This window comes from Paenibacillus sp. MT86 (assembly GCF_058792535.1).
This window is the reverse complement of the sequence record NZ_CM179499.1, coordinates 4,589,278-4,608,068: the sequence shown is the minus strand read 5'-3', so window position 1 is coordinate 4,608,068 and position 18,791 is coordinate 4,589,278. Positions and strand designations below refer to the sequence as shown.

The following is an 18,791-nucleotide window of genomic DNA, read 5'->3' as shown; positions in this document are numbered from 1 at the left end:
GGAGATTTAGAAGTTTTTCTTCATATAACGAGATGATTATACGCGAGTCACTTTACCGGATTTCAAAGCGCGAGTGCTGACGTATACACGTTTTGGCTTGCCATCCACCAAAATGCGAACCTTTTGAACGTTGACACCCCAAGAACGCTTGTTGTGGTTGTTAGCGTGAGAAACATGGTTACCACTGCTTGGTTTCTTGCCTGTTACATAACATTTGCGAGCCATTCATTACACCTCCTTGTTCCTAACCCTGCATGAAACAATACTTAAATATAATATCACAGTAAAAATTGCTCCGTCAACTGTCCTAAAAACATTTATTTCTCTTACTCATTATAGTACAATGTTGATTAGTCCATAATATTTCCGAAGATCTGTATATTGTGGGCTGGTCGGCATGTTTCGAGGAGGTTTGGAGCTGCCGAATGACGTAGAGGACGAGAGGGCAGCCCATCAAGATGGTATGATCCATTTAATCATGCAAGTCTATTATTTACTGGTTGGGCATTTCGTCAGCTATAAGCTATGAAATAGATATGAAGTTTACGACAAGAAGTGTTATGGGTATCAAGCCAGGAAGGGGAATTCTCATTGAGTAAGCGTTCTTTGAATGGAACAGAATTTACCGCTATGGTCCTTGCCGGAGCGGAGCAGCTGCAGCAGCATGCAGAACACGTCAATTCCCTGAATGTGTTCCCGGTGCCGGACGGCGACACGGGGACCAACATGAATTTGACGATGACGGCAGGCGTAGCAGAACTGAAGAGTAAGTACTCGGAGTCCGTCGGGCATAGTGCTGGTGTGCTGTCCAAGGGGCTTCTGATGGGAGCCAGAGGGAACTCGGGGGTGATCCTGTCCCAGCTGTTCCGTGGTTTCAGCCGGTATGCGGCACCTTATACAGAACTTAATTCTCATCAATTTGCCGCAGCGCTGCAGACAGGCGTGGAAGCTGCGTATAAAGCTGTTGTAAAGCCTGTGGAAGGCACCATCCTGACCGTAGCTAAAGAAGCGGCCAAACATGCCGTTTATTTCTCGCGCCGCAGCAACGATATCGTGGAGCTGATGGAGCAGGTGCTGGCCAAAGCCAAAGAAACGCTGTCCCAGACGCCGGATATGCTTCCCGTGCTGAAGCAGGTTGGCGTTGTGGACTCGGGCGGGCAAGGCCTGGTGTACATCTACGAAGGGTTCTTGCAAGCGTTGAAAAAAGACGGCGCGTCCGGATCCTTCGCTTCTGCGGAAGGACAAGCAGAACAGAGCAGCGCGGCACCAGCCTATCATGCGGTTCCTGATTTCTCGGCGGTTCAAGCTCCGGCTTCGGCCCAATCCCGACTGTCCACGGAGGACATTGAATTTTTATACGACATGGAATTCTTTATTAATAGGCAGCTTGGAGAGGGAACGAGTGCGGACTTTGATGAAGATAAGTTCCGGAAAGCGCTTGCAGTGAACGGTGATTCCATCATTGTCATTGCCGATGACGAGACGATCAAAGTGCATGTCCATTCCAAGGCGCCGGGCGAAGTGTTGAATTTGGCCCTCATGTATGGAGAGATCACCCAGATTCACATTTTGAATATGCGCGAGCAGCACCGCGACTTGCTGACAACCGGAATGGATATCGCGCCGATGCCCGAGCTGTTTGCGGATATTCCGGCAGAGACCGTGACGCCGGAAGCACCGGCTGTTCCTCCTGCAGACGAGATCGCGCCGTACGGGTTCATTGCGGTTTCGTCAGGGGAAGGCATTTCCGATATATTCAAGAGCCTGGGCGTCGACGTCGTTCTCTCCGGAGGACAGACGATGAACCCGAGCACCGAGGATTTCGTCAATGCGATTTCTTCGATCTCGGCCCAGCAGATTTATATTCTGCCAAACAACTCCAACATCGTGCTTGCTGCCCAGCAGGCCAGAGAGCTTCTCGAAGGCGAGCGCAGCGTAACGGTCATCCCGAGCAAGACGATCCCGCAGGGAATCGCGGCAGCATTTGCTTTCCAGGAAGACGAGAATGCGGATATGAATACCGACAACATGCTGGATGCCATCACTCGCGTGCAATCGGGGCAGGTCACCTATGCCGTGCGGGACACAACAATTGATGATCTCGAGATCAAGGCTGGCCAGTTCATCGGTATCCGCAATTCCAACATCGTGGCAGCAAACGAGGATCTGATTACGACATCCCAGGATTTGCTGGGTAAAATGCTGGAATCCGGCGATGAAATCGTAACGCTGCTTACCGGCGCTGACGCAACCGAGGAATCGACCAGCGCACTCACGGAGTGGCTGGGCGAGCAGTACCCTAACGCGGAGGTTGAAGTACACTACGGCGGACAGCCGATCTATTCCTATCTGTTCTCCGTGGAGTCTTGATATAAGAGATAGGCAGGTACCTCAAGAGGCTTTCCTTCCCTATCTCGGTAGAAAAACTTACGCTGCATGCGGCCTGTCTTCGGAGAAAGTACGTCGATAGAGTTTTTTTTCATAACGCTTTGATATTATGCATGGTACATTTTTAGGAGGGGTTCCGGTGAATAAGACCGTTATTGTGACAGACAGCACAGCGGATATTCCGGCAGACCTGGCGAAGCAACACAACATTCATATTGTGCCGCTGAGACTTATGTTCGGGGAAGATACGTTTTTGGACGGAGTGGAAATCACGCCGGGAGAGTTCTACCAAAAGCTGGTGCAATCGCCTCAGCTTCCGACGACCTCCCAGCCTTCGCCCGCAGATTTTGTGGCTGTGTATGAGTCCATTCTGGAACAGCACCCAGGCTGCTCCATTGTGTCCATTCACATCTCATCCGGCCTGAGCGGAACGTATCAGTCCGCACTGCTTGCAACCTCTCTTATTGAAGGAGAAGCGGATATTACCGTATGGGATTCCAAATCGGCCTCTTACGGTTTCGGGTTATTCGTGGTTCATGCAGCGAAGCTCGCGCAAGAAGGGGCCGCTGTTTCGGATATTCTTTCATCGCTTGAGGACCTTCGTTCCAAGCGCCGCCTCTACTTCTTGGTAGACACGCTGGAATATTTGCAGAAGGGCGGACGAATCGGCAAGGCGTCGGCCGTGCTCGGTACGCTGCTTAACATTAAGCCGATTTTGTCCATTGACGGCGAAGGGATTATCTTTCCGGTAGACAAGGTCCGGGGTCGGAAGAAAGCGACAGCCAAAATCATTGAGCTGTTTCAACAGGATCTATCCGGCGTGAAAAATATTAAAGTGGCTGTGGGTCATACAGCTGACCCTGCTCTGGTTGAGGATTTTCTGCAGCAGCTGTCCGCTGTGTTCACGATCGAGGAAACCGTGTTCTCCGAGATCGGTCCGGTTATCGGTACGCACGTCGGACCGGGAACCATTGCAGCATATATATGGCCTGCTTAAGTGAGGTAGATGATATGAGTCTCAAACTCGATCAAATATCCGTCAGACAGCTCAACGGCGTGAGCGCCCTGAAAGAGGGGGAGCTTCACGCCTTTGGCGTCTCTACGGTCAAGGATCTTTTGGAGTATTACCCTTTCCGGTACGAGGATTACCGGCTTCGGTCCTTAAGCGAAGTTAAGGACGGGGACAAAATCACCATTCAAGCCAAGATTGCGAGCGTGCCGGTTCTGCAGCGTTACGGGCGCAAATCCCGATTAACCTGCAAAATGCTGGCCGAAAACTGGATGTTCACCGCGACTTGGTTTAACCGGCATTTTCTGAAGGACCAGCTTACGGCTGGGCGGGAGATCGTGCTGACGGGCAAGTGGGACCAGCGCAGAATGCAGCTTACGGTGTCTGAATCCGAATTCCCGGATAAAGGAGCCTTCCGCAGCGGAACGCTGCAGCCGGTGTATTCCATCGGCGGAAAGATTACGCAATCCTGGATCCGAAAAACGATGGGACAGGCATTGGAGCAATACGGGGAGATGATTCCCGAGATTTTGCCGCAATCCCTGCTCCGAAAATATGATCTGATGCCCCGTAAAGCGGCGATTATGACGATCCATCAGCCTGTCGACTCCAGGGAAGGTCAGGAAGGGCGGCGCCGCATGGTGTACGAGGAGCTCTTCCTGTTCCAGTTAAAAATGCAGGCATTCCGGGCACTGAACCGGGGACGGATGGACGGGGTGGTACATACGGCCGACAATGCAACCATCCGGGAGTTCGTGCGCAGCTTCCCGTTTGAGCTTACCGACGCGCAGAAGAAGGTGGAGCTGGAGATTTTGCATGATATGCGATCCCCTTACTGCATGAACCGTTTGCTGCAAGGGGATGTCGGCTCGGGTAAAACGATTGTTGCCGCCATCGCGTTGTTTACGACGGTCCGCTCGGGCTTCCAAGGCGCATTGATGGTGCCGACGGAGATTCTTGCCGAACAGCATATGCGCTCCCTGCAGAAGCTGTTTGAACCCTTCGGCATTACGGTCGGTCTGCTGACAGGCAGCGTAACTGGGAAGAAGCGGAAGGACCTGCTGGCTTCCTTGCAGATGGGGCTGACGGACATCGTCGTGGGTACCCATGCCCTTATCCAGGATGACGTCTACTTCCGGGAGCTGGGGCTCGTCGTGACGGACGAGCAGCACCGCTTCGGCGTGAATCAGCGAAGCGTTCTAAGGCGTAAAGGGTATAATCCGGACGTGCTCACGATGACGGCGACGCCGATCCCGCGGACGCTGGCCATTACCGCCTTCGGAGACATGGACGTATCCACGCTGTCGGAGCGTCCGAAAGGGCGTATTCCCATTACGACCTATTGGGTCAAACATGAACTGATGGACCGCGTGCTCGGATTTATTTCCCGGGAAGTAAATCAGGGACGCCAGGCATATCTGATCGCCCCGTTGATCGAGGAATCGGACAAGCTGGACGTCCAGAATGCGATTGACCTGCATGTTCAAATGCAGCAGGCGTTCCCCGCATATTCCGTCGGACTTCTGCACGGCCGCATGACGCCGGCCGAGAAGGATGAGGTCATGCGCCAATTCTACAGCAATGAGGTTCAGCTGCTGATATCCACGACGGTTGTTGAGGTTGGCGTTGACGTGCCGAACGCAACCCTGATGATCATTATGGACGCCGATCGCTTCGGCCTGTCCCAGCTGCACCAGCTTCGGGGCCGGGTAGGCCGAGGGCAGCATGCATCCTACTGTGTCCTGGTGGCTGGTCCGAAGTCGGAAGTGGGTCAGGAGCGGATGCAGGTCATGACGGAAACCGAAGACGGCTTCGAGGTATCCCGGCGGGATCTGGAGCTTCGGGGACCGGGCGACTTTTTCGGTACGAAGCAGAGCGGGCTGCCGGAGTTCCGGCTGGCCGACATGGTCGCCGATTTCAAGGTAGTCGAGGAGGCCCGGGGCGACGCGGCGGCTCTCGTTAGCGACAGCTCCTTCTGGACGTCGCCGGAATATGAGCCGCTGCGCGACTTTTTGCAGCAGGAGAAGATCTTCCAGGGCGATATCATGGATTAATGGCATGAATCTGTTGGCACAATGGACAGACCTTCGTCATATACTCAAAAAGGGTAGCAGCATTTATGACTGGAGGTGCTTCAACATTGGGTTATCAGCAGTATGGCATTAGTCCGCAACTGGTGGAGCGTATCAAGCTAAAAATGAAAAACCCGGCCATCAAGGAAAGAATCAAGGGACTGACTCAGGGCTTGACCAAAGCGGATCTTCAAAATAGCGCAAAAGTACATCAACTGATCCGGACGGCCAGCGGCATCTTGAATGAAAAGCTGAGCTCCGCCCAGGAGCAGCAAATGGTTCAATTCGTGCTTGCACAGCGCATCGATCCAAACAACACCTTCCATTTGATCAAGCTGTGGGGAATGTTTCGTTAACAACTGGATGACATCAAGGAATAACAAGCATAGAAGAAGCCCCTCTCGGGAGTGTTTTCTCCTAATGAGCAGGGGCTTTTGATATGGCTTGAGCAGGGATGAGGCGATCTTATGCGGATTCCCGTTTAGAGGAGTCCCTCGCTAATGTGGTCTAACCGGCAGCGGCGAAGCCGGTATGCTGTGAAAAAGCGCGGCAGTTGAAGAGAGATCCCAACCTTTTCGGAATATCTAGCTGCCCGTAATGGAGCGGATGCAATCTTCCGTGTCGTTCTTGACGGAGTTTACGGTTGTGCTTACCGGCACTGTCTGCATTTCCTCCGCGGGATAGGGTCTCAACAGCTCCTTGAGCGATTGCAGGTGGGAAGGGTGGTTCCCATGGGTATGGAAGGACGGCTGCCGTTCAAGCCATAGCGCTTCGTCAGCGGGTCTTAGAATGACCGGCATCCGGTTATGGATCGGCTCCATGAGCCTGTTGGGCTCGGTCGTAATGACGGTACAGGTGCTCAGCTTCTCGCCCCCTGGGGTGATCCAGGTGTCGTACAGGCCGGCCATGCTGAATATTTCGCCATTCTTCAATCCAATGCGAAAGGGCTGCTTGCCATTGCCGTTTTTCTGCCATTCGTAAAAACCGTCTGCAGGAATCAGGCATCTTTTCCGATAAAAGGGCATCCTATAGGCAGGCTTGTCTTCCAGCGTTTCACTGCGGGCATTGATCATTTTGGCTCCGCCCGAGGAATCCTTGGCCCAGGAAGGGACAAGCCCCCACTGCAGCTGCCCGATCCGGTTGGTGCTCCCGTCATGGATAATGGCCGTGACCATCTGCGTAGGCGCGATGTTGTACCTGGGAACGTGAAAGGGAGAGACCGATTCGGGATCAATGAGATACCTGGTCATCAGCTCTTCCCAAGTAACGGTGAGCGTAAAACGTCCGCACATCGTTTCAAGGCCTCCTCTCATTCGAGCCGCTTTAGATCTGAACATCGACTTATGCTGGCATTCCCGACGGAATGGCCATATAAGGATGACGGCTCGTTTGTGTTTGAGTATATCAAATATTGCACAACTTACCAAAAGGGTCCGGCGCTCAGCCGGGCCGAGCATCATGAATGGAGGATTTTTCGTGTTTGATTTAAAAGCTAACGGCACCTCGGTCAAGACCGAGGTTGTTGCCGGGACCACGACATTTTTTACGATGGCTTATGTGACCGTGGTGAATCCGCTGATACTGTCGCAAGCGGGCGTGCCGTTTGAACAAAGCTTCACGGCTACGATTATTGCCGCCGTCATCGGTACGCTGCTCATGGGGCTCGTAGCCCGCTACCCGATTGCCGTGGCGCCGGGGATGGGGCTGAATGCTTATTTTACGTATTCCGTTGTCCAAGGGCATGCCGGACTTGGTTATATTGAAGCCTTTTCCGCCGTTTTTATCGCCGGTATTCTGTTTCTGCTGTTATCGATGACTTCCCTGCGGCGCAGGTTAATTGAGATGATCCCGGCGAACCTGAAGCATGCGATCACGGTCGGGATCGGCCTGTTCATTGCTTTTATCGGTCTGCGGATGAGCGGCATTATCACCGCGCATCCGGATAATCTGGTAGCGCTCGGCGATTTGCACCAGCCATCGGTCGTGCTCGCCTTGGTGGGCTTGGCGGTTACGCTACTGCTGCTGTCCCGCGATGTGAAGGGCGCCTTGTTCATCGGCATGATCATCACCGGAATTATCGCTTATTTTGCCGATATGCTGTCCTTTACCGGCGGGATTATGTCCGTTCCCACGCTGCCGGAAGGCATTCTGGTATGGAACCCCATTACGGCGGCCTCGGATGTGATCAGGCACGGGCTCTATGCCGTGGTGTTCTCGTTCCTGCTTGTAACGCTGTTCGATACCACGGGCACGGTCGTTGGCGTGGCAGAGCAGGCGGGGCTGATGAAGGATAACAAGCTGCCCCGCGCGGAACGTGCCATGTTCTCCGATTCGGTGGCAACCGTGGCCGGTTCCATGGTCGGCACAAGCCCGACCACGGCGTATATCGAATCCGCAGCCGGTGTCGGCGCAGGCGGCCGCACAGGCTTAACCTCGGTGGTCGTTGCCGGGCTGTTCGTGGTTGCGGCCTTCTTTAGCCCGCTGATCGGGGCGGTGGCCGGATTGTCCGCCATCACGGCACCTTCGCTTATCGTGGTGGGCTGTCTGATGCTGAGCAACGTTCAGCACATCCGGTGGAATGATTTTGATGAAGCGTTCCCTGCGTTTCTCGTGATTTTGACCATGCCGCTTACGTCCAGCATCGCAACTGGGATTGCGCTCGGTTTTATTTCATACCCGCTCATGAAAATCGTGAAGGGCAAGTGGAAGGCGGTTCACCCGCTGATGTATATTTTTGCCGTGCTGTTCGTGCTGCAGCTCGTTTTTGTTCCGCATTGATAAGGAGCGCGGAAATCCCCTGCAAGGTCTTTAGAGCAGACCCGGCAGGGGATTTTTTGGCATGGCGGACGACCGTATGGCGGGTAGATCCCTTGTTGCGGATCAGGCGACGTTATAACGGTTTCCCGGCTGACGCTGCCGCAGCAAGGGGGAACACTGACAGCCGGGGATGGACGGGGCTCAGCGAGTCCGGCTCCATACGTCCGCGTACGTTGTGACAAGGCCGTGGTCGTCAACCCCCAAATCCGCTTGATACGCTCCGTGGTTGCTCTCGTAACGGTAGGCGCATTCGCCCGTCCGCGTGTATCGTTGGGGGAGGGGAGCGACGGTTAGACTCGGGAATTGAATCCATACGGCCGTCATGGTTGCGCTCTCCCCGGGCTCCAGCTGCAGGCGGCGGATCGGGAGCGTGTTGGTGGACGGGGTGATCCCGAGATCGATGTCGGTCATGCCGGCAAAGGCCGTGAGCTCGGTATCGCCGTTCCACCAGCGGCCCTCATCATCCCGTTCCAGGTGAAGGGACTGTTCTTCCGTGCCGCTTGAGAGCGTAATCCGGACTTTCCGGGTCTCCCAGCAGCTTGTGGTTTCGACCTCGTAGGAACAGTGGAGAGTCCGGCCTTCCAGGCTGGCTACGACCGTTCCGGTGAGCGTAAATCCATCGTGATGCCGATAGAGCCGGCCATGCTCCAGCGAAGGAAGATCGTGCCGGTTCCATAGCAGCGATTGCAGAAGCTGGCCGGAGCTTGCGTTTTTTTGTCCGATGGACTGCAGGTCTTGTTCAGCGTGCATATTGTCGTTCAACGTGATCCCATCCTTGATCCGTAATGTAACGAATTGGCCGTATCCCCTGGCTCCGATGATCCGAGAGGGCAGCAGGCAGGGGATACGGCATGGGCAAGACGGCGGCGCGGCCACGGCGCGGATATGGATGCGCGCGGCAGTCAATCACACGTCTCGGCCGTTTCAACCTCCAGTATATCTACCAAATTAATCCATGTATCCCCGACAAGCAACCGCTCGTTCAGGGTATTGATTCGGGAGATCCTTCCGTTCACCGCGTAATTTCCGTACTCCCCGTATACTTGCAGCTGTATGGGTTCCTTGTTCCGGTAAGCTGTGCTGATCTTTTCTATAATCCACTGCATCTGCTGCTCATCCAGAAGAGGGTGGGTCTGCTTATGCTTCTCGCCCTGCTTTTCCAAAATGGCGTCGCGATGCTCAAACAGCATCATGCGGCTGGATTCCCATAGACCGTTTCCCGTTAGTTTTTTCATTTGTAGTGTCCTCCGATCTTGGCGTTCAGAAATTTCAGCTGGCTGGTTTTGGTTAGCGATGAGCCGAAGTAAACGGAGGAGGGACCGTATTGGTTGTTGATATCGTCCATCGTATGTTCCAAATACATGAGCCGCTCCCGGTCGCCGAAGAGAGACAGCTGGTAAACGGCGTCACTCTGCAGTTCTCCGAGGGAGACCCAGATTTTGCGGACAGGGCCGCCGTCCCAGTGCTTGCGGAACAGCTCCTTGGCAGCCGCATACACTTCGCGGGACAGATGCGTGGGCTCGGCAATCTTCATTTGGCGGGAGAACCCCACCGGCCGGTCAAAATCGGCGCCCTGGGCGCCGGCGTGGACCACGTTGCCCATGTAGCCTTTGGCCCGCGCCCGCTGGCAGATGAGCATGGAAAGCTCGTTCAGCACGACATCGATGTCCTGCTGGTCGTGATAATCGACGGGAAGCGTGGTCTGGCGGCCGATTCCTTTTTGCCCGTCGAATGCATCGGGCGTCACTGGGGAATCATCATAACCATTGGCGGTTCGCCACAGCACTTCGCTCCAGATGTCGCAGTTTTTTTTCATGTAGCGCTTCATTTTGAATTTGAGATCGGGAAGCGGCGTATGGGCCAGCTCCCCGATGGTCTGGATGCCCAGCCGTGCCAGATGCTTCGTGGTCCGCGAGCCCACGCCGAACATTTTATGGGTGGGGCAGGCCCAGAGAGCGTCCATGGTGGCCTCGTTCAGCTCAAAGATGCCGTCCTCATTCTTCTTGGCAAAATTGTCGCAGGCCAGCTTGGCAAGAATCTTGTTGCGCCCGATGCCGACTCGGGTATAGATGCCGGTCTCGCGCCGCACCCGCATCTGAATATGCCGGGCAAGCTCCTTCGGCGTGCAGCCAAAGTGCGCCAAGCTTGCCGTCACATCGATGAATTGCTCATCGATGCTGAACGGCTCCACGAGATCGGAATAGGATTCGAGAATGCTCATGATCTGCAGGGATACCCGGATATAGGCGCTCATGCGCGGTTTCATCACGACCAGATCGGGGCATTTCTGCTGGGCCTGCCACAGGGGCTCCGCCGTGGTGACCCCGTGATCCTTCGCAAGCGGGCATGCCGCGAGGATGATGCCGCTTCGCCGGGAAGGGTCGCCGGAGACGACCAAGGGTCTGTTTTGGTATGCGGGATTCGCCGCTTTTTCAACAGAGGCATAAAAGGACTGGCAGTCCGCCAGAAAAACGACGCGCTGCTTGCGTTTATGCATGATGATTCCTCCTATTCGAGACGAATGTGAAATGTTTCAGCCAGACGCATTTGAATATCGGCCCTCACAAAATCCCACATCAGCTCCATGTCATGCTGGTAGCCGCGACATCGGTAGCGGATGGTGACGGAGTGCTTCTGGCGCCGGGTTTCCAGAATGGCGATGCCGCGTGAACGGCAGCTTCTCTTGAGCTCGGCGAGCTTCGCGAACGTAATCTTCTGAATGGTCTGCAGGTGGAACACGTAATAGTCGCTTATGCCGTTATGCTTCATGCTGCGGATATCCCGTTCCAGCACGTCCAGCAAAATCGGCAGAATGACGCAGTCCTTGACGGACAGCAGCTCTTCCTCGGTTTGCAGCGGAGACGCCGACATACCTGATGCCTCCTCATCGTTCTTCATATGCTCCTCACTATTATATAACGAACATACGTTCGTTATGCAACTGGTAAATACAGAGCATGATGCGGCATTCCATATATGGACTCCAAAACGTTTGTGAAGTAATATGAAAAGATCGTGTATTCATCCGGAAAAAATTTCATAAGAGTAGGGGTACAGCCTCCATGAACATACCCAAACGACGCCTCAAAATCAGTCTTGCGATGGTCATGCCCGCATTGGTTTCATTATCCATCCTGATGACGATGTCGATCATGGTCTACATCCAGTATAAAAACGAGAAACGATCCCTGTACGACACGACCATGTCGCTGAATTTATCATCCGCGCAAAAAATGGCGGTTACCATTGAAGCGCTTTTCTCGGGGATGCGCCAAAGTCTGCGCGCTGCCGCAAGCAACCCGGCCATTGAGGCAAGAGCGGCATCCGACGAGAAGGAGCTGCAGGTCATTTTTGATCTTTTGCTCCAGAGCAGCCCTTATTTCAATTCCGTATTTTGGGCCGACGAAAGGGGAAGCATTCGGGTCGTCTCTCCTGCGGGGAATCAGGTAAACCATGCCCGATTAATAACGGAGGGGGCCATTCAAGCATTAAACGAGAGAACATCCTATCTTTCGGTACCGTATAGGAGTCCGACCGGCCGCTGGATCGTGTTTGCGAGCGAGCCGATTTTTGACGGATCCGGCAAGTACTGCGGCATGATAGCAGGCACGATTTATCTGGAAGAAAACAATATATTGCATCGGATCCTCGGATCCGGTGCTGGAAATGAAGAGGACTCCTATTCCTATATCGTGGATTCCGGCGGGAAGGTGCTCTACCATCTGGAGGAAAGCCGGGTCGGGGAGGACGTGAGTTCTAACGTGGTCGTGAGACGGCTCATGGATGGCGAGAGCGGCGTGCAACGCGTGACGAATACGCAGGGCGCCGATTACTTGACGGGTTATGCCAGCGTGGCGATGAATGGCTGGGGGATCGTTATGCAGACGTCGGTAAGCTCCATCCTGGCCGATGTCAATCGAAATTTGCAGGACCAGCTGAGAAGCATGCTCTTTCCCATCGCGCTCATGCTGTTCATTGCCGTATATACGGCCGCAAGAATTGCCGCCCCGTTTACCCGGCTCTATAAATTAACGAAATCGGTAGCAGCCGGCCAAACGGTGTCTTCCGAGGAATTCCGGCCGCATTGGAACCGGGAAGCCGACCAGTTGAACCGGATCATGGGAGCCGCTGCGGAAACGATGGCCAAGCAGACCCAGTCGCTGCAGCAGGAAGCGATCACGGATCCATTGACGGGGCTGTCCAATCGCCGGGAGCTGGAACGCTGCCTTGAGTCTTGGGATGCGCTCGGGGAGCCGTATGCCATTATTCTCCTGGACATCGACCGTTTCAAAGCGATAAACGATACATATGGCCATCAAACGGGCGACCAGATCCTGAAGCTCGTGGCGGCCGTCATGGTGGATTGCGCTCCCGCGGATGCGGTATGCTCCCGCTTTGGCGGGGAAGAGTTTGTCATTCTTCTTCGCGAACACAGCCTGGATACGGCATACCGTATGGCTGAACAGATACGCAGGGCGATCCTGATTTCCCCGACCCCTTATTCCGGAACGCTCACCGTATCGATCGGCGTATCGCTGTATCCGGAGCACGGGGGAAACCGGGAGGATGTATTTCAAGCGGCGGATATGGCGTTGTACCGGGCGAAGGGGGAAGGACGCAACCGCACGGTGGCGGCGGGATTATCGGCATGAGAGACATCCTGTCCGCTTTGGTGAACCGGATATCTTTTTTTGTATATCGGGGTGTGATTCCGAGCACACTCCTATACAAATCAAAAAAAATGGATGCTTGACGTGCTGCGGATCGGTTGTTACAATCATCCCATCAAAATAATTTGATGGGAAAATGAGGTGACAACATGAAGGTCTCTACCATACATAACGACGTATTAAGTTTGTACGAACAGAAATTCAAAGCATTATCCGATAAGAATCGTTTGAGAATCATATATGAGTTAAATCAACGAGGTAAAGTATGTGTATGTGACCTAACGGACATGCTGGATCTCCCTCAATCGAAACTGTCTTACCATCTGAAAATGCTGCTGGATGCAAATATTATTTTGATGGAACGCATCGGAAAATGGAATTACTATGAGCTTAACGATGAGGAAGTCAAAGCGCTGTTATCCGAAAAGCTTTGTTGCGTTTTTTATCCAAATTCAAAAGCATAATTTTTTTAACTAATATATCAAAAAAAATTGATGGGTTTAAAAAAGGAGGATTTCCGTATGAAAAACATTGAGTTTAAGGTAACCTCATCTTCTTGTTGCACACCCCGAGTACCCTCATACACCAAGGAAACCGTCAAGGAGGAGCATGCTTCCTATAACGATAACCTGCCCGTGGCGATAATCGGAGCCGGACCGATCGGGTTGGCAGCAGCAGCGCACTTAGCGGAGAGAGGACAAAATTTCATCCTTTTTGAAGCCGGATCCAGCATTGGCCACAACATCCTCCAATGGGGACATGTACGACTATTCTCGCCGTGGCAGTACAACATCGATAAAGCCGCCGAGCGTCTTTTGCGCAAACAAGGATGGAAGCCTCCTGTATTAACGGAACTGCCATTCGGTCAAGAGATTGTCCATCAATATTTAAAACCTTTAGCACAGTTGCCTGAACTGGAGCCCAACATCATATTAAATTCCAGAGTGGTCTCCATATCGAAAAAGAATATGGATAAAATGAAATCGGCTCATCGCGAAGCTGCACCCTTCGTGCTTTATGTCAATACAAATAACGCCGCGGAACGTTTTGAAGCTAGGGCCGTGATCGATGCATCCGGAACCTGGGGACATCCGAATCCGCTGCATGCTGACGGAATATGGACACGGGAAGAGCGTGATTTGAAAGATCATATTTATTATGGAATTCCAGATTTATCAGCAGAACAAAGGCAGAAATACGCAGGGAAACGCATTGCCGTCGTAGGAGGCGGACACTCGGCGATCAACACTTTATTGGATCTGGCCCAGCTCAAAGAAACGGATTCGAATACGGAAGTGATTTGGGTGATGAGAAAGAAAGCGGTGGAAGAAGCCTATGGCGGGGAAGAGAATGATCAACTCGAGGCTCGTGGGGCGCTTGGAAGCCGCATCCACCAGTTGATTGATGCAGGCCAAATCCAAGTGGTTACTCCGCTGATGATCGAGGGGCTTTCCCAAAAAGATGGGAGGATCGGCATCAAGGGGACTGCCAATGGCGAAGGCAAGGAAATACAAGGAATCGATGAAGTGATCGTAAATACGGGGAGCCGACCTGATTTTACATTTCTGAGCGAGATCAGGCTTAGCATGGATCCTGCCACGGAGAGCGTTGAGGCGCTGGCTCCGTTAATTGATCCGAATGTACACAGCTGTGGCACCGTAAGACCTCATGGCGAGAAAGAACTTCGTCATTTCGATAAAAACTTTTATCTTGTCGGGATGAAGAGTTATGGCCGGGCTCCGACTTTCCTCATGGCTACAGGGTATGAGCAGGTCAGATCCATTGCAGCCTATTTGGACGGCGATCTGGAGGCAGCGTTAAAGGTTGAGCTGGAGCTGCCGGAGACCGGCGTATGTGGCATTAGCAGTGGACCAAATGCCAACGATTGCTGTTTGCCAACCTCATCTGCTTCGGGCTGCAAATAAATCGCTTATACGATTGAAATCAGGCACACTTTCCATTAACATATAAGCATTGACTTATATGGGACAGAATCGTCATTTTATTTTGCCGGAGGAAAGGGATGAATCTTAATGGAGCCCATGAACGAAATAGCCGAGAAACTCAAATTGCTTGGGGATAAAACAAGGCTTACGATGTTGACGCTCCTTAAGGAAAGAGAATGGTGCGTTTGCGAGTTCGTGGATATTTTCGATATGTCGCAGCCGGCGATCAGTCAGCATCTGAGAAAGCTGAAGTCTCAGGGAATCGTCAATGAAGCCAGGCGAGGGCAATGGGTTTATTATTCATTGAATGTGGATGACAAGCCGTATATCCAAGCCGTATTAAATGAGATGCCAGGCTCGCAAGAAGTATTGTCATCCATGAATAAGGAGGTTAACTGTACTTGTAACTAACCGAGAGTCAGCCGGCATTCGCATAAAGTAGATTTGTCGTTCATTATATAAGGATATAGTTATATATTGATTCACCGAGAAACATAATTGTATTCCGGCTCAACACGTCATTGGAGGTTTGTACATTGGTTTCTGTTGTCCTGGCCAGCATCATTTTTATTGTCACTTTAATTTTTGTCATTTGGCAGCCTAAAAATCTATCCATTGGATGGTCGGCTTGCGGAGGCGCTTTGCTGGCGCTTCTCGTTGGAGTCGTGGACTTCCAGGATGTGTGGGACGTCACCCGGATCGTATGGAACGCAACGCTCGCCTTTGTTGCAATCATCATTATTTCGTTGATATTGGATAAAATCGGGTTATTCGAATGGGCTGCGCTGCATATGGCCAATGCCGCCCGGGGAAACGGCATCCGGATGTTTGTGTACGTCTCCTTGCTTGGAGCGGTTGTTTCCGCATTCTTCGCGAATGACGGAGCGGCTCTCATCTTGACACCGATCGTACTTGCCATGGTACGAGCACTGAATTTCGATGAACGAAAGGTATTTCCGTTTATTATCGCAAGCGGCTTTATTGCGGACACCACCTCGCTTCCGCTTGTCGTCAGCAATCTGGTGAACATCGTATCTGCCGATTTCTTCGGCATCACGTTCATCGAATACGCTAGTCGCATGCTGGTTCCGAATCTGTTTTCTTTGGCAGCAAGCGTTCTGGTGCTTTACTTGTTTTTCCGCAAAAGCATCCCGCGAAAGTTTGACGGTACCCAGCTGAAGCAGCCATCCACGGCAATTCAGGATCCTGTCATGTTCCGTTTATCATGGATCGTATTGAGCATGCTGCTGATCGGTTACTTTGTGTGTGAATTTGCAGGTATCCCCGTATCGATCGTCGCTGGCGTTATCGCAATATTGTTCCTGCTGATGGCGAGAAAAAGTCCGGCTGTGCAAACCAAGGAAGTGCTTAAAGGGGCGCCATGGGCGATCGTGTTTTTCTCGATTGGCATGTATGTCGTCGTATATGGCTTGCGCAATGCAGGCCTTACGGATCTGCTGGCCGGCGTCATACAGAGCGCAGCGGATCAAGGGTTGTTTGCCGCTACCATGGCCATGGGTTTTATTGCCGCCATGATTTCGTCCATTATGAACAATTTGCCGACGGTGATGATCGATGCACTCGCAATCGATGCAACCCATACGTCGGCAGCCATTAAAGAGGCCTTAATTTATGCGAACGTGATCGGTTCCGATTTAGGTCCCAAAATTACGCCGATCGGCTCGCTGGCAACCTTGCTTTGGCTGCATGTCCTTTCCGCCAAGGGCGTCAAGATCAGCTGGGGAACCTATTTCAAAACAGGGATCATATTGACCATCCCGACGTTATTCGTAACCCTCTTGGGTTTATATATCTGGTTGACCCTATTGTAAAAGATCAGGATAAGAGGAGAGGGCAAAAGAAAACATGAAAAAAGGTTAGCTTTCGGAAAGCTAACCTTTTTTGCTGCTTAAGGGCAGGGGAGCTTCTCTCCCGGCTTCTCTCCCGGTGCTGCCCTAATGAATGGCGGCATGCAGGGCTTGGGCGAACTTGGAGATTCCGGAAGGGATATCCTCGGCCCTGGCACGGGCATAAGTGAATCGCACATATCCGGAAGCCGATCCGTACACGCTTCCCGGCGCGAAAATAACGCCTTTTTGAATAGCGGCCTCCAACAGCTTGCTGTCGTTCACTTCCGGCACGATCTTGCACCAGAGATGCAGGCCGCCCTTCGGCACATGGAAATGAACCAGGCCTTGCAGCTCTTTCTGCAGGGCCTCGATCAGTAAATCCCGCTTGTACAGCAAGCTCGCTCGCAGCCTGTCCAGGTGGGGAGCAAAATAGGAAGAGTCGATAAACTGGACGGCAAGGCTTTGGGGCACCACACTCAGCCCGAAATCCATCTGCTGCCTGGCGTCTGCGAGCCGCTCCACAATGGAATTCGGGGCGACCATCCAGCCTACGCGAAGGCCGGACGCGGCTATTTTCGAGAGTGACCCGATGTAAAGCACCGACCCGATGGAATCCACGGATTTCAAAGGAGCCGGCGGCGGGCACTGGTAGGCGGTCAAACTGAAGGGATCGTCCTCCACGATGGGAAGTCCAAGTTCACTGGCTGCATCCAGCAGCTGCGACCTTCGCTCCTGAGCCATGACAGTGCCGGTCGGATTCTGAAAATTCGGATTAATGAAGATCATCTTGATCCGGTGTTTCTTGTACAGCGAGCGGATGTCCTCCGGCCGCACCCCTCGTTCATCGACAGGGAGTCTGAACAGGCGAAGGCCGGCCGATTGAAACATCGGCAGCGAATAGCAGTACGACGGATCTTCAATGGCCACCGCATCGCCAGGCGACAACAAGCACTGCGTAATGAGATACAGCGACTGCTGAGACCCCGACGTGATCAATATGGAGGATTCGGTGGTCTGGATCCCCCGATATTTTTTCAGATACGTAACCAAAGCCTGCCGGAGCGGACCATATCCCTGCGGGTTGTCATATCCGAAATAGGACGTGTTCGATTTTTGACTCATTAACGTATTCATTTCTTGGATCGGCGCCAAATCGCCGGCAAGCTCTCCGCTGGCAAAATCGATCAATGAGGGATCATGCGCCAGCGCTTCCCGAATCCGGCGAAGAAAAGGGAGATTCGGCAGGAAATTCCCTCCCTCTGCATAGCGGCGCCAGTTCGGCGTATGCTTGGGCGTGGCTCCCCATTTGGAGTTGCTGACCCGCGTTCCGCTTCCGGAACGGCTCTCTATGATTCCAAGCGCCCGAAGCTCCGAGTAAGCCAGAACCACGGTGCTTCGATTAACCCCTAACTGCTCCGCAAGCTTTCGTTCGGATGGGAGTAAGCTGCCCGGTGGAAACTCACCATAAGATATTCTTTGCTCCAGATCATCGGCAATTTGCTGATATAGAGGTCGTGTGCTGTTACGATCCGGCTTCCACACCTTCCTCATCCTTTCGTGACATATTCAGGCGGTTTCTGTCTGTAACCTTAATCATATCATTTAGCCTAAATAAAGGCTTTTCATAATTTCATCATTACGATGACAAATCTTGAGCCATCCCTTCAATATGGACGGGATATCGGACTGCGAGTTGGACGGGCAACATGACCGACTTCCCGAAATGCGGCTGTAAGTTGCTCCGATTTCTTGACAAAACATAAAAACGGGAATAAAGTATATTTTAATTAATCGTAATTATTACTATTTAAACAAAAGGCAGGAGGTGCTGAATATGCGAGTGACCATAACATTGGCATGCACGGAAACGGGGGACCGTAACTATACAACGACCAAAAATAAACGAAATCACCCGGAGCGGATGGAATTGCGCAAATATTGTCCGCGTTTGAAGCGGGTGACGCTGCATCGGGAAACCCGTTAGCGCATGCTTTAACGCAAGCCGGACCAGCCGTCCGGCTTATTTGACTTCAAACGAA

Annotated in this window: 18 protein-coding genes; 11 read left to right on the top strand and 7 right to left on the bottom strand. The window is 52.7% G+C overall.

The window, feature by feature from the left end; translation table 11 throughout:
- Window positions 1–36 precede the first annotated feature (36 nt).
- Complete coding sequence (rpmB, locus tag AC3RCL_RS20555; protein ID WP_006209230.1) at window positions 37–225, bottom strand: 50S ribosomal protein L28; 189 nt, start codon at window positions 223–225, stop codon at window positions 37–39.
- Between the two features lie 366 nt (window positions 226–591).
- On the opposite strand from rpmB, the gene AC3RCL_RS20550 reads away from it, so the two are divergent.
- The 4 genes from AC3RCL_RS20550 (at window position 592) to AC3RCL_RS20535 (ending at window position 5,825) form a co-directional block, all read left to right on the top strand.
- Entirely contained in the window at window positions 592–2,370 is a 1,779-nt protein-coding gene (locus AC3RCL_RS20550; RefSeq protein WP_036672418.1) for a DAK2 domain-containing protein, read from the top strand.
- Window positions 2,371–2,527: 157 nt separating this feature from the next.
- Window positions 2,528–3,385, top strand: coding sequence for a DegV family protein (locus AC3RCL_RS20545; RefSeq protein ID WP_375120990.1), 858 nt, complete (start codon window positions 2,528–2,530; stop codon window positions 3,383–3,385).
- Window positions 3,386–3,399: 14 nt separating this feature from the next.
- Window positions 3,400–5,451: an ATP-dependent DNA helicase RecG gene (recG, locus tag AC3RCL_RS20540; protein WP_492531646.1), complete on the top strand. Its 2,052-nt coding sequence runs from the start codon at window positions 3,400–3,402 to the stop codon at window positions 5,449–5,451.
- Between the two features lie 86 nt (window positions 5,452–5,537).
- Window positions 5,538–5,825, top strand: coding sequence for a stage VI sporulation protein F (locus tag AC3RCL_RS20535; RefSeq protein WP_009592565.1), 288 nt, complete (start codon window positions 5,538–5,540; stop codon window positions 5,823–5,825).
- Window positions 5,826–6,053: 228 nt separating this feature from the next.
- Here the strand turns inward: AC3RCL_RS20535 and AC3RCL_RS20530 are convergent, their stop codons facing one another.
- Window positions 6,054–6,761, bottom strand: a complete 708-nt coding sequence (locus AC3RCL_RS20530; RefSeq protein ID WP_492531644.1) for an SOS response-associated peptidase — start codon at window positions 6,759–6,761, stop codon at window positions 6,054–6,056.
- A 184-nt stretch (window positions 6,762–6,945) separates the two neighbouring features.
- Here AC3RCL_RS20530 and AC3RCL_RS20525 point away from each other — a divergent pair, with 184 nt between their 5' ends.
- Window positions 6,946–8,247: an NCS2 family permease gene (locus AC3RCL_RS20525; RefSeq protein WP_492531642.1), complete on the top strand. Its 1,302-nt coding sequence runs from the start codon at window positions 6,946–6,948 to the stop codon at window positions 8,245–8,247.
- A 180-nt stretch (window positions 8,248–8,427) separates the two neighbouring features.
- Here the strand turns inward: AC3RCL_RS20525 and AC3RCL_RS20520 are convergent, their stop codons facing one another.
- From AC3RCL_RS20520 to AC3RCL_RS20505, 4 genes are read right to left on the bottom strand one after another with little or no spacing between them, the layout of a single operon-like run.
- Window positions 8,428–9,192, bottom strand: a complete 765-nt coding sequence (locus AC3RCL_RS20520; protein ID WP_492531640.1) for a putative glycolipid-binding domain-containing protein — start codon at window positions 9,190–9,192, stop codon at window positions 8,428–8,430.
- Window positions 9,189–9,521, bottom strand: a complete 333-nt coding sequence (locus tag AC3RCL_RS20515) for a YolD-like family protein (protein ID WP_304140986.1) — start codon at window positions 9,519–9,521, stop codon at window positions 9,189–9,191. The genes AC3RCL_RS20520 and AC3RCL_RS20515 overlap by 4 nt, the downstream gene beginning before the upstream one ends.
- Window positions 9,518–10,783: a DNA polymerase IV gene (locus AC3RCL_RS20510; RefSeq protein ID WP_492531638.1), complete on the bottom strand. Its 1,266-nt coding sequence runs from the start codon at window positions 10,781–10,783 to the stop codon at window positions 9,518–9,520. The genes AC3RCL_RS20515 and AC3RCL_RS20510 overlap by 4 nt, the downstream gene beginning before the upstream one ends.
- An 11-nt stretch (window positions 10,784–10,794) precedes the next feature.
- Window positions 10,795–11,157 (bottom strand): YhjD family protein, encoded by a 363-nt coding sequence (locus AC3RCL_RS20505; RefSeq protein WP_492531636.1) that lies wholly within the window; start codon window positions 11,155–11,157, stop codon window positions 10,795–10,797.
- 191 nt (window positions 11,158–11,348) lie between these two features.
- Here AC3RCL_RS20505 and AC3RCL_RS20500 point away from each other — a divergent pair, with 191 nt between their 5' ends.
- The 5 genes from AC3RCL_RS20500 to AC3RCL_RS20480 all read left to right on the top strand — a co-directional run bounded on the left by AC3RCL_RS20500 (window position 11,349) and on the right by AC3RCL_RS20480 (window position 16,734).
- Window positions 11,349–12,938, top strand: coding sequence for a sensor domain-containing diguanylate cyclase (locus AC3RCL_RS20500; protein ID WP_492531634.1), 1,590 nt, complete (start codon window positions 11,349–11,351; stop codon window positions 12,936–12,938).
- Window positions 12,939–13,105: 167 nt separating this feature from the next.
- Window positions 13,106–13,420 (top strand): ArsR/SmtB family transcription factor, encoded by a 315-nt coding sequence (locus AC3RCL_RS20495; protein ID WP_096773151.1) that lies wholly within the window; start codon window positions 13,106–13,108, stop codon window positions 13,418–13,420.
- 57 nt (window positions 13,421–13,477) lie between these two features.
- Window positions 13,478–14,881: an FAD-dependent oxidoreductase gene (locus AC3RCL_RS20490; protein ID WP_492531631.1), complete on the top strand. Its 1,404-nt coding sequence runs from the start codon at window positions 13,478–13,480 to the stop codon at window positions 14,879–14,881.
- 108 nt (window positions 14,882–14,989) lie between these two features.
- Window positions 14,990–15,313 (top strand): ArsR/SmtB family transcription factor, encoded by a 324-nt coding sequence (locus AC3RCL_RS20485; protein ID WP_015734350.1) that lies wholly within the window; start codon window positions 14,990–14,992, stop codon window positions 15,311–15,313.
- A gap of 125 nt (window positions 15,314–15,438) precedes the next feature.
- On the top strand, window positions 15,439–16,734 hold the full coding sequence (locus AC3RCL_RS20480; RefSeq protein ID WP_492531629.1) for an arsenic transporter: 1,296 nt from the start codon (window positions 15,439–15,441) through the stop codon (window positions 16,732–16,734).
- Window positions 16,735–16,857: 123 nt separating this feature from the next.
- On the opposite strand, the gene pdxR is transcribed toward AC3RCL_RS20480, so the two are convergent.
- The gene (gene pdxR / locus AC3RCL_RS20475) at window positions 16,858–18,294 is read right to left on the bottom strand and encodes a MocR-like pyridoxine biosynthesis transcription factor PdxR (RefSeq protein ID WP_492531627.1); all 1,437 of its coding nucleotides are present in this window, start codon (window positions 18,292–18,294) and stop codon (window positions 16,858–16,860) included.
- Window positions 18,295–18,586: 292 nt separating this feature from the next.
- On the opposite strand from pdxR, the gene rpmG reads away from it, so the two are divergent.
- Window positions 18,587–18,736, top strand: coding sequence for a 50S ribosomal protein L33 (gene rpmG, locus AC3RCL_RS20470; RefSeq protein ID WP_009592608.1), 150 nt, complete (start codon window positions 18,587–18,589; stop codon window positions 18,734–18,736).
- The last annotated feature ends 55 nt before the right edge of the window (window positions 18,737–18,791 follow it).